The 10,482-nt window shown below is 26.3% G+C and carries 15 protein-coding genes and 1 pseudogene; 1 reads left to right on the top strand and 15 read right to left on the bottom strand.

The annotated features are described in order from the left end of the window. Positions 1-153: 153 nt before the first annotated feature. The 12 genes and pseudogenes from GXK56_RS27165 to GXK56_RS27125 form a co-directional block, all read right to left on the bottom strand. Positions 154-1,407 (bottom strand): ATP-binding protein, encoded by a 1,254-nt coding sequence (locus GXK56_RS27165; protein ID WP_160693382.1) that lies wholly within the window; start codon positions 1,405-1,407, stop codon positions 154-156. A 43-nt stretch (positions 1,408-1,450) separates the two neighbouring features. Beyond that, the gene (locus tag GXK56_RS27930) at positions 1,451-1,585 is read right to left on the bottom strand and encodes a cyclic lactone autoinducer peptide (protein WP_202127952.1); all 135 of its coding nucleotides are present in this window, start codon (positions 1,583-1,585) and stop codon (positions 1,451-1,453) included. 814 nt (positions 1,586-2,399) lie between these two features. Continuing rightward, positions 2,400-2,762: a hypothetical protein gene (locus tag GXK56_RS27160; RefSeq protein WP_160693380.1), complete on the bottom strand. Its 363-nt coding sequence runs from the start codon at positions 2,760-2,762 to the stop codon at positions 2,400-2,402. A 368-nt stretch (positions 2,763-3,130) separates the two neighbouring features. Then, on the bottom strand, positions 3,131-3,988 hold the full coding sequence (locus tag GXK56_RS27155; RefSeq protein WP_160693378.1) for a YitT family protein: 858 nt from the start codon (positions 3,986-3,988) through the stop codon (positions 3,131-3,133). Positions 3,989-4,173: 185 nt separating this feature from the next. Beyond that, positions 4,174-4,401, bottom strand: a pseudogene (locus tag GXK56_RS28785) (pyridoxamine 5'-phosphate oxidase family protein); the annotation flags it as partial. A gap of 15 nt (positions 4,402-4,416) precedes the next feature. After that, positions 4,417-4,560: a hypothetical protein gene (locus GXK56_RS28780; protein ID WP_347707977.1), complete on the bottom strand. Its 144-nt coding sequence runs from the start codon at positions 4,558-4,560 to the stop codon at positions 4,417-4,419. A gap of 259 nt (positions 4,561-4,819) precedes the next feature. Further along, the gene (locus GXK56_RS27145) at positions 4,820-5,506 is read right to left on the bottom strand and encodes a hypothetical protein (RefSeq protein ID WP_160693376.1); all 687 of its coding nucleotides are present in this window, start codon (positions 5,504-5,506) and stop codon (positions 4,820-4,822) included. A 4-nt stretch (positions 5,507-5,510) separates the two neighbouring features. Beyond that, complete coding sequence (locus GXK56_RS27140; protein ID WP_160693374.1) at positions 5,511-5,897, bottom strand: hypothetical protein; 387 nt, start codon at positions 5,895-5,897, stop codon at positions 5,511-5,513. 1 nt (position 5,898) lies between these two features. Beyond that, entirely contained in the window at positions 5,899-6,732 is an 834-nt protein-coding gene (locus tag GXK56_RS27135) for an AAA family ATPase (protein ID WP_160693372.1), read from the bottom strand. A 179-nt stretch (positions 6,733-6,911) separates the two neighbouring features. Beyond that, a complete protein-coding gene (locus GXK56_RS28455; RefSeq protein ID WP_243156287.1) occupies positions 6,912-7,052 on the bottom strand; it encodes a hypothetical protein in 141 nt (46 codons plus the stop codon). Then, positions 7,053-7,679 (bottom strand): N-acetylmuramoyl-L-alanine amidase, encoded by a 627-nt coding sequence (locus GXK56_RS27130; RefSeq protein WP_243156286.1) that lies wholly within the window; start codon positions 7,677-7,679, stop codon positions 7,053-7,055. It abuts the gene before it with no gap. Further along, a complete protein-coding gene (locus tag GXK56_RS27125) occupies positions 7,679-7,906 on the bottom strand; it encodes a phage holin (RefSeq protein ID WP_160693370.1) in 228 nt (75 codons plus the stop codon). The genes GXK56_RS27130 and GXK56_RS27125 overlap by 1 nt, the downstream gene beginning before the upstream one ends. A 367-nt stretch (positions 7,907-8,273) precedes the next feature. On the opposite strand from GXK56_RS27125, the gene GXK56_RS27120 reads away from it, so the two are divergent. Then, the gene (locus tag GXK56_RS27120; protein WP_160693368.1) at positions 8,274-9,050 is read left to right on the top strand and encodes a hypothetical protein; all 777 of its coding nucleotides are present in this window, start codon (positions 8,274-8,276) and stop codon (positions 9,048-9,050) included. A 184-nt stretch (positions 9,051-9,234) separates the two neighbouring features. Here GXK56_RS27120 and GXK56_RS27115 read toward each other — a convergent pair whose 3' ends face one another. From GXK56_RS27115 to GXK56_RS27105, 3 genes are all read right to left on the bottom strand, one after another. Next, on the bottom strand, positions 9,235-9,756 hold the full coding sequence (locus GXK56_RS27115) for a hypothetical protein (RefSeq protein WP_160693366.1): 522 nt from the start codon (positions 9,754-9,756) through the stop codon (positions 9,235-9,237). Between the two features lie 2 nt (positions 9,757-9,758). Then, a complete protein-coding gene (locus GXK56_RS27110; RefSeq protein ID WP_160693364.1) occupies positions 9,759-10,073 on the bottom strand; it encodes a hypothetical protein in 315 nt (104 codons plus the stop codon). Positions 10,074-10,115: 42 nt separating this feature from the next. Beyond that, a partial coding sequence (locus GXK56_RS27105; protein ID WP_243156285.1) for a hypothetical protein occupies positions 10,116-10,482 on the bottom strand: 367 nt, incomplete at its 5' end.

The following is a 10,482-nucleotide window of genomic DNA, read 5'->3' as shown; positions in this document are numbered from 1 at the left end:
ATTATACAATGAATGTGAGTTCCTCGGAATTCACATTTTTTTATTTCCATAAAAATGAGCTGCTACAAAACTAACTACGTTAGTTTTGCAACAGCCCCTTAAATTAGCCATTATAAGATGTTAGTAAATCATCTAATATAAAATGCTTTTTTATCATATAAAATTTTTAGGCAATATAATCGTAAATCTTGTAATAAATTCATCACTTTCCACAAATATATTACCATTATGACTTTTAATTAAGTCTTTAACTATACTTAATCCATATCCATGATTTTTATCAGTATTATTTTTAGTTGTAAAGCCAGGATTAAAAATTTTACTGATGTTTTCTTCTGGAATCTTTTCTCCATCATTTTCTATTGTAATTGTTATATTCTTCAAATCTTCAAATGATTTAGCAACTAATGTCCCTTTATTTTTCATAGCTTTTATAGCATTATTAACAATGTTAATTAGTATTCTATATAACTCCATTTCAGATATTGTTGTCATTTTATAATCTGCTTTATCATCCAATACTATATTTATATTATCACTTTTGATATGCTGCAGAGCAAGTGATAATATAGATGTACTATTTATACCGGTATAAATTATTTGCGGATTATTTTGTTTGTTTATAATACTCTTCAACAAATCAGTTACATTATCATACTTATCCATGTTAGCTAGTTCGAATAGACAATTCATTTGCAAACTATAATCATACTTTATATTTTTCAATTCTTTATTCTTAATAATTAAGCTACGATTTAATTTCTTTATTTTATTAGCTTTTTTTACTATTCTAATGAATGAATATATATTAAATACTATAAAACTGCTAAAAGCTATAATTATAATTTCTTTAAAAATAGAATTATCAATCTCATATGAAATAAAGTAAAAAAACAATAAAAAATCCGGAAGAAATCCCAATAAAATTGCATAATTGATTGAAATGCTCTCATGTGATAATAATTTATAAATTTTTTTAATTTTACTTCGAAATATGTAGCATAAAGAAAACAAGATTAACTGTGAACAATACATGATTAAATATATATTTTTTTTCATACTATAATTTGAAATTATCTGTTCTAATATTCCATATAACAAGTTTCCAAATATAAACAACCAAATAGCTACTATAGAATATATCAAACTATATGATACAATTATATTTTTATATTTTTCCTTAGTAAATATGCATATTGTCAATACTAAAGTTAAAATATGTGTTAATGATGAGCTCATTAAAATACTTTGAGATATTCCAGGTATTATTATAGTAAGTGTAGAAAATAAAGTTAAATATAGTATTATTTTTTTACTATTTACTATCTCATCATCTGCTAAATATTTTATCATGTAAAGAAATAAAACACTCTGCATTAATGAAATTATAATATCAATATAGTTCATTTCCAATTCACATCTCCACTATTTTTGTCAAATATCTGTTTTATTATCTCAATTTTTTCATTGACTCAGGCATTTCTTCAACACCATATCCACAAAGTGATGCGGTCGCCGTATATGATTTGCTCATTCTTTTTAAAAAAGTAGATAACATATATATAAAATTCTTTTTAATTTCCATAACTATCCCTCCTAATAATCGAACATTTAGATACTTAAATAAATTCACCAAATTAGTAATATAGGATTTAATAAATTGGAAATGATACTTTTTACTAAGAAACATTAAACACACTGAAATTATATTTCTAAATAAATCTTATTATATTAACAATTACATTTTACTCCCAAAATTATACTTATTCAACAAAATTTATACGATTTTTTTCATTATAATTTTACTAATAATCTCATTAATTCTATTAAAATTGCAAAAAGTGATTTTATAGTACTAATTATTCATTTTAATTCCTTTCTGTAAAGTAACATAAATCAATAATCATCTTATATTTCCAACCATTACCTTACTTCTAATTAACATAATTTCTTTTAGAATTTTATACCAAACACAGTAATAAAAAATACAGCCAACTTAATGACTGTACTAAAAGGGATAGTATTAATTTAATTCGCCAAATACTACCCCTATACCTTTACTTTCTTATATGTTAAAATAATATTGCAAAATGGACTGGTGGAGCTACGGCTCTGCCTTTTCTTTTTCAACAAAAAATGCAGCCAAATTAATGACTGCATTTTTACTGGGAAATTTTATGGGTGTTTGTTTGTAACTTTATAATAACATTTTTATACATAATATTCCATACATTTTCTTTAATATTAAATAAGTATTTATCGACAAAAATAAGCATTAGTTTAATTATTTACTAACTAATGCTTATTTTAGAAAAGTACTTTAATAGTAAAGTGCTTTTAGCGTAGAAATATTTTATTTCTCCAATCTACAAGTAATTTTATATAGTTACCTATTTGTCTTACTCACATGGATATATATAATTACTTATAGTACTAACATTTAATTTAGCAGGATCACTGTCATCGTCATCTGGAATAACAAATTTTATTTTACGTTCAATCGTTCCACATGAATCTTTACCACATTCATTGTTTCCAGATACCATTGTAACAAACCCCTTAAAGGCAAGTATTCTATTACATCGGTCATATACAATACATGCAACAGCTACCTTTTTGTTAGGGCATACATTATTTACTTCTACTCTTACTGTTAACAATCGTGCACCATGCTTTTCTATATCTACCGGATCTGCGCTAATACAACTACATAACTCACATGAACTTTTATTGCACTTAACGCAATTATCAAATCTACTCATTTAATACCGCTCCTTTGTATATAAAATTATAATCGTTTGGTTAATTATAATAATCTAGAGTTTATATTTTTAATATATTCTATAATAAACATTTAGTGAATACCAACGTCATTTATAATCTAAGTAACATTCTTATTGTGACTTCATACAATATTAGTGTAATGTATAATCTCATTTCCTCTTATTTTTAACATCAGAATATATTACCAATTTTCTCCTTAGTCAATACTTTTATAAAGCAGTAGTGGATTGCTCCTTGCTACTGCTTTAATTCTTCGCCCTATTTTCCCTATTGTGTAGAAAAAGACACCTACATTTCTGCAAGTGCCTTATACAAACGTTATATTATATTTTTCCTATATTGAATTCTAATGTATTGCTTTCTTTACATACTTTTTACCAGTGCCTTCAACACTTGTAATTGTAATTAGTGCTTCTTTATCAAAATCATGTATAATATTTTTTAATTTCGCTATTTCAAGCCTTGATAAAACTACATATATAACTTCTGTTTCAGCACCACTATATCCACCTTTTCCATCCAAAAAAGTAATTCCTCTACCAAGTCTATCAATTATCGCCTTAGAAATATCTTTATTTTTATCCGATACAATAATCACTGCCTTTGATTCTTCAAGACCTTCCACAGTTACATCTATAGCCTTAAATGCAATAAAATAAGCTATTAAAGAATACATGGCTCTATCCCATCCAAATAAAAATCCTGAAGTTCCTAATATGAAAAAATTGATAGTCATAACTATTTCTCCAATAGAGAACGCACTTCTTTTTTCTATAATGATAGCAACAATTTCAGTTCCATCCAAAGAACCACCATTTCTTATAACTATGCCTACCCCTACTCCTAATATAATTCCTCCAAATATAGTAGCCAGCAGTGTATCTTGTGTTACACCTAAAACAGGATGAAGTAAAGTTACACTAATTGAAAAACATATTACTGAAAATATAGTTGAAATAGCAAATGTCTTCCCTATATGCCTATATCCAATAATAACAAACGGCAAATTAAGCATAAATATAAATACACCTAATTTCACATTAGTTAAATAACTTGCCATAATTGATATTCCAGTTATTCCTCCATCAATTATGTTATTAGGTATTAAGAATATTTCAAGCCCAATTGCTGCTAAGATTGAACCTAATACCATAAATACTATTCTACTAAATTTGCTTAAAATGTTGTTAGTTTTTTTTGTCATGCAATTCCCCCTTTATTTGAATATCATTTTTATACACGATTTAGCATAGAATACTTATATTATAACATAGTTTTTAATACTATATTTTTATTATTTAAGAGTTTAGACTTTATTAACTTTTCCTCAAAATATATTTATACGCTTTAAATATCTTCTATTTTAAAGGTTATATTTTTTAAATGGCGCTAATAGTTTCCACATTCTGACGTAAAACACAATATGGTATAATCAGGGTCATCTACACCTAATGGATAATAAACTTCACAACTATCAGCCCACAACAGTTCTTTTGATGCTCTATCTTGTAATATTTCAATTGTACCGATGAGCATAAGTCCTGCAAAGTTATCATCGTCAACAAAATATAAACACATCTTATTATCATCTTTTAAACGTTCTACCATTTTTGTCGAGGTGTTTGTACTAAGCTAAAATTTCTTTAAACCATCATGTTTTAATCTCATCATTGCTTTTATATTAGGATAACCATTTTCTCCATTTGTCCCAACCATCACAATTTTCGAGTTCTCTACTAACTCGTTACTTTCAAGAATAACAATTTCATCTCTCATTCCTAAAACCTCCTTAAATAGTATTAGTAAATATTTATCTTTATCAATTAGACTAAATTTTCTTTTTGCTATGTTAATAAATAATGTTGATCATATAATATATTATCATGTAACTTATGAAAAATAGTTTCATTAGAGCATATCTGATAACCATTTATTACCATCGTCCATTAATTATAACATATTATGTAAATACTTTTCTCAATTTTAAACAAAAATAAGCAGTAGTGGATTGCTCCTGGCTACTGCTCCTGAAAGATTAATTTTCTATCTCATTTATTCTCTTTTTAAAATGTTTATATAAATTAGTTCCAATTAAAAATTCTAATTCATTATAGTGCCTAAAATATACAGAATCAATGCTATAGGTTTTAACATCAATAATAAAGTTTATAAATTTAATTAATAAAGTTTTTATCTTTGATATAAAATTCTTTAAAGTTTTATCATTCATTTCATCAGAATTAATAATATCTTGATAGAATAAATATACAGAAACATCAGATCTTAGATTACTATGTACATAATCACATGCTTTGGAATATTCGCCTTTTATAAAATATATAAATTCATTATTAGCTTCACTTGTACCATACTTGTCTTCAAACAATTTAAAAATAGCATTAATGCCAGTTTCATCGGTATCTTCCAACTCTAACATAACTCTTATTATATTTTCTATAAAGGAGCGGTATAGTTGATAAAAACTAATTACAGAATTACCCGTTAGCGAGTGCATCATTAGCAATAAATCGTATATCATATAATTTCTGTAATGTTTCCTATCAAAATCTTCTTGGGTAAAAAATTGTTTGGTAAATAAAATTAATTTAACAATATATATTAAATCATTCTCTTGTGGCAATTTTTTCTTTGAATTTAATAAAACAATATATTTTCTAACTTCTTCTTTTATTTTAATTATTTCTTCATATTTATTTAACATGTAATTATAATCCTTTTAACCAAATATTTAATTTATCATTTGCATTTTTCTTTTTTGATTTATTTTTATTAGTTTCGCTAGAATCATTCTTTATCTTTTTTAAATATTCTATTAAATTCTTCCTAATTTCTTTTATTCCTTCTTCTTCGAGATTTAAAACATGCTTAGCAACTCTAGCTGACATTAGGGTTCTAGAATTTAATATGTATTGTAAATATTTAAATCCAAATACTTCTTCTAAAAATGGATCTATATCTTTATTACGTTGGAAAATCTCTTTTGAATGAATAATACAATACACTATCCCTATAAATTCCGAATGTTCCAAGTTGCGATTTTCTAATTTTATTAATACTTCTTTTATATTTAAAGGATTTATTATGCTATTCATTTTATCCTATCCTTTCTAAAAATTCATCACAAATAATTTCAATGTCTTCTCTGGATTTTTTATATTTTGAAGCAATATTTCCTTGTAACCCTACTAATAAATCTCTTACCCATGTTGTTTTTCCATTAAAAAGACCAATTTTATTAACTATTTCGTCATCTTCAAAAGCGTCTTTTAACAAGGTAGTTTTTCGACTTTCATCACCAACCATAGTATAAATAATTCCTAGGGGTTTAATATCTAAATCATTATCACTTTCTAACCTATCAATTACTTGCTTTAAAAGTTTTATTCCTAAAATAGAATATCTATCTATTCTATTAGGAACAAGATAATAATCTGATGCTATTAAAGCAGAATCTGTATATAATGATATTGTTGGCGGACAATCAATAAAAATAAAGTCATATTTCTCTGTTAACTTATTATCTTTTATAAATTTTTTTAATCTTCTTACTTTACCACCATCTCTATTAGTATCTTCAAATATTAAATTAATTGTTCCTGGTATTATATCTATATTCTCATCTAATTCTACTATAACTTCTTCTGGCTGTGGTAATATTGGTTTCTCTGCAATTGTATTTGGGGTCTCAAAAATTTTCCTTACATTTTTTGTTTTATAAAATTCACTTAAATATACTTCTCCCAAATTATATTCATCCATTAAAGATTGTGTAGTATTAAATTGAGGATCCATATCTATATATAATATTTTTTTGTTATGTTTTTCCTGATGAGCTAAATACTCTCCAATCCCCAGGCACAAGGTTGTTTTAGCAACGCCACCTTTCATATTTATAAATGAAATTACTTTCCCAGATTTCGTACACATACGATTAACTCCTCACTCTTATTTTATTAGTTAAATTTAATTTTGAAAACCAATTTCTCTTATTAATTTTCCTTCTATAAATTACTAATTCTATCAATATATCATTTTTCCTCTAATTTTAGACATAAAAATAAAGGGCAACACGGAGAAATAAATCTCCATGCTGCCCTTAAAATTCTTTAATATTCAATTGAATAAAATAAATTACCTAACTTATTCTTTAATTCATCACACTTATCTATATTTAAGTATTCGGTTTCAATCCATACACCCTTATTATTACCTCTTACGTAGCATTTAACACCTTCAAAATATCCCAATTAATAACTTATATCTACTCCATCATATCCATCTGAATGAGGTAAATAACTAGTCACAATGTAACCTTTATCATGTTGAGTAGATGTATCATTAATTACTGGTGATTTAGGTATATTAGGGTCTATTGCATTACAGAAAGCATATGCTAATTGCTCCCATGAATACATATTGTAAATGTCAATATCCTCTTGAGAATCACAGAAACATATCTCTGAAATAATATTAGGTGCTGAAATATGATTCATTTCAAAAAGTTTTTGGAATTTAACACCTCTATTAAAGAAACCTAATTCGCTGAAGTTTTGTACTAATCTTTGTGCTACTGGATAAGCTCCACTAGTTTCACTAGAAACAAGTACCTCTGTTCCATGCGCTTGACCATTATAACAATTCATATGTAAACTTGCGAAAAAATCTACATTATTACTATTGGCTGCATTAGTTCCTTCACTTAGTTCTCCATTCTGAGTATTTGCATTGCTATTGCAATCAATAACAGTGTGTCCATATGTTTCAAATACTGCTTTAACTGCAGCATAATACTTTTTCATTTGTTCATGTTCGTCTACAATTCGAATAGCTCCTGTACAATTATCGCTATGCCCTGCTCTTAATCCTATTTTCATTATTCTTCACCTTCTTTATTTTCTATAGTGTCTGAGATTCCTTTTGTACTAGGATCTATAACAATCCCTAACATAACTAAAATACTTAGTACAGAATTAACTATATCTGCATAATTACTTGGAATTAAATCTTTAAATCCCAATTGTTGAATAAGTAATACTACAGCTCCTACAAGCGATACCCAAAAAGTTTTATTTCTTATTCTTGCTTTCCAATTAATATTCATTTTACATTCCACCTTATGTTAATTAGAATTACGTATTAAAAAAGCGTAATTACAATCTATTAAATTATATAATTTTACAATCTGAAATTTAATTTTATTGACTCATGATTTAAGAATCTTCCCCATTACTATCTATAATTTTTACAAAAGGCTACGTTCGATTAAACTGTTAATATAACCCTCAAAAAGTATGTTATATTTTATTATTTGTACTATTAGATTACTTTCCTTCAAAATATTTTAAGGATATTTTAAGATAAATTTTTTTAGAAAGTGTTATACTTTAAAAGTAATAAAATTCTAAATATACCAGTTTATGCAATTAATATATTAACTAAAATGAACTAATCTAGGAGTGATTTATATAATGAAGAAAAAATCTATTATTGGTATTTTAAGTGCAGCCCTACTAGTATCCTTTTTACAAATAGGTTGCAGTAATATTGCTGCAGCTGCAAGTACACCAAACAAAATACAAGAAACAGCAAATCAAACTAATCAATCAATCGGTTATACTAAAACAATAAGAAAAATATTGCAATATGAAAAAAATATGACAGATTACAACTCTGTAAGTCTACCATTTGTTGTTGGAGATATAAATGTGAATTTTACAGACACACAAAATCTAAAAGTCAACGCAGAAGCAATAATTAATGGAAATGATGAAAATTATGAAAATTCACTGTTAACTGAATTATCCTTAAACGCAAAAGAAGAATGTGGAGAAATTGAATTAGATCCATACAGAGGGGAACATATGCTCTACGAAAAAGCAGCTGATTACAATCGAAATAAATGTAATGTAAAAATAAATTATACCATCCAAATTCCTAAAAGCGTAAAGAATATTAATTTATCCTCAACCGATGGTACAATTAATTGTGATAACATTCAATGTGAAAAATTAAATATTAAGCATGTAGGTCCAGGTAATATTACTTTAGGAATTAATAGCTTAAAGGAAGGCTCAAATTTAAATGTTAAATCTTACACAGGAGATGTTAATTTAAAAGTAAATGAAAATGCTAAGTGTACAATAAATTCTAAAAAACTTGAAACAAATGAAACTGAAACAAAGACATTTAATGGTGGTGGTTCTACAATAAATGTAGAATTAGCTGGTGGTAAGTTAGTATTATAGTATATAATTGTAATAAACTGTTTATATAACCAATTTAAAACAAGTAGATCAAATTTATTTGATCTACTTGTTTACTACACATTTAGTTATTACTATAAATAAGTAATAACATAAATTGATAACGTATCACATTATTTTATTTTCAAAAAACATCTTTTTATCATTACTACGTCATATCTACAATCTATGAAATCTTATTCCATTGATCCCAATCAGCTATTTTTTTTATTAATCTCCATTTCTTTTTGTTTATCTGAGGTTGTGTTAAATGAAGTACATTTCCTATCTGTTGCTCTCCAAACCCTTTTTTATACAAAAGTTCTAAAAGTCGCCTTGCTTGTCCTTGTATAGGATCTATTGCATCCTTAATAAAATAATAATCTATTTCTATCTTGTCTATTTGCTCTAATGTCTTTTCTCTTTCTAACTGTTTTTCAGTCATTCTCTTAATTTTATATTCTGTAACTCTCATAATTTCTCTTTCTGCATAACTGATTCCATCACTAGATGTTTGAACTCTTTCCTCAAAACTTGGAGATTTACTTTCAGGCTCTATTGATATATTACACTTTCTTAATTCTTCATCTATAGAACATATCTGCTTATCCAAAAGAGATAATTTATCTTTTAATGATTTTATTATTTTATCTTTACTGAAATATCTAATTATTTGACTTTCTGTCTTTTTAAATAACTCTTTATCCATGCTTAATACTTACCTCCAGTTATGTCATCTTTCGCTTTGCTCCAAACCATCCTAGCGCTTACATAAGTATTATCTATCATTTTTAGTATCTGTGCTATTCTATCTTTTAATGCTGGATTCTTAGGTATGCCCTTCCTTTCATTAATACGAATCTGAAATAAAATGTAACTCCACCTGTCATATTGCCTTAACGCTGTCTTATGAATAGAATAAGCTTTCCCATAATCATTATCATTTAAAATATCTACTTCATCCATAAGCTTGTTAAAATTGTTTAGATCCTCTGTTAATATATACTTACAATTCAACTCATTCATTGTTATTGTTCACCTCACTATACTCACTTTCTTTATATATCTTCATCCAATACCTTTTAAATTTGTTATTCTTGCATATGGTGGGTCAATAACGCTATGATTAAATAAATTATCTTCATAAGGTAATTTCCTAAAATCTGTACCAGTTTTTAAGTCAGTTCCAACTACATCATATTTACTTAAGTCTATTTCTCTCCAAAAGGCACCTTTGCCATAAGTAACATCTGCAATTTTATCGCCTTCATTGAAATATAACTCCGCAACACTTTTTATTAATCCTGAATTTCTTCCTTGATGAACTGTATATATTGGCTTGTCCAATTGTTCCATATTTCCACCCCACTTACTACGCACTTTATTAGAATTATGCATTAAAAAAATCGCAAATTCAACTTCTCTTGAATAATGC

Source organism: Clostridium sp. C2-6-12 (genome assembly GCF_009928485.1).
Taxonomy (GTDB): domain Bacteria; phylum Bacillota; class Clostridia; order Clostridiales; family Clostridiaceae; genus Clostridium.
The sequence above is the reverse complement of the archived record's forward strand: the minus strand, read 5'-3'. Positions and strand labels throughout refer to the sequence as shown.

What these genes read in the sequence shown, in the direction of transcription:
- GXK56_RS27130 (WP_243156286.1), bottom strand. Translation starts at nt 7,679, where the DNA reads ATGAAAATAGGATTAAGAGCAGGGCATAGCGATAATTGTACAGGAGCT.
- GXK56_RS27165 (WP_160693382.1), bottom strand. Translation starts at nt 1,407, where the DNA reads ATGAACTATATTGATATTATAATTTCATTAATGCAGAGTGTTTTATTT.
- GXK56_RS27145 (WP_160693376.1), bottom strand. Translation starts at nt 5,506, where the DNA reads ATGTTAAATAAATATGAAGAAATAATTAAAATAAAAGAAGAAGTTAGA.
- GXK56_RS28780 (WP_347707977.1), bottom strand. Translation starts at nt 4,560, where the DNA reads ATGAGAGATGAAATTGTTATTCTTGAAAGTAACGAGTTAGTAGAGAAC.
- GXK56_RS27125 (WP_160693370.1), bottom strand. Translation starts at nt 7,906, where the DNA reads ATGAATATTAATTGGAAAGCAAGAATAAGAAATAAAACTTTTTGGGTA.
- GXK56_RS27120 (WP_160693368.1), top strand. Translation starts at nt 8,274, where the DNA reads ATGAAGAAAAAATCTATTATTGGTATTTTAAGTGCAGCCCTACTAGTA.
- GXK56_RS27115 (WP_160693366.1), bottom strand. Translation starts at nt 9,756, where the DNA reads ATGGATAAAGAGTTATTTAAAAAGACAGAAAGTCAAATAATTAGATAT.
- GXK56_RS27140 (WP_160693374.1), bottom strand. Translation starts at nt 5,897, where the DNA reads ATGAATAGCATAATAAATCCTTTAAATATAAAAGAAGTATTAATAAAA.
- GXK56_RS27930 (WP_202127952.1), bottom strand. Translation starts at nt 1,585, where the DNA reads ATGGAAATTAAAAAGAATTTTATATATATGTTATCTACTTTTTTAAAA.
- GXK56_RS27135 (WP_160693372.1), bottom strand. Translation starts at nt 6,732, where the DNA reads ATGTGTACGAAATCTGGGAAAGTAATTTCATTTATAAATATGAAAGGT.
- GXK56_RS27155 (WP_160693378.1), bottom strand. Translation starts at nt 3,988, where the DNA reads ATGACAAAAAAAACTAACAACATTTTAAGCAAATTTAGTAGAATAGTA.
- GXK56_RS27110 (WP_160693364.1), bottom strand. Translation starts at nt 10,073, where the DNA reads ATGAATGAGTTGAATTGTAAGTATATATTAACAGAGGATCTAAACAAT.
- GXK56_RS27160 (WP_160693380.1), bottom strand. Translation starts at nt 2,762, where the DNA reads ATGAGTAGATTTGATAATTGCGTTAAGTGCAATAAAAGTTCATGTGAG.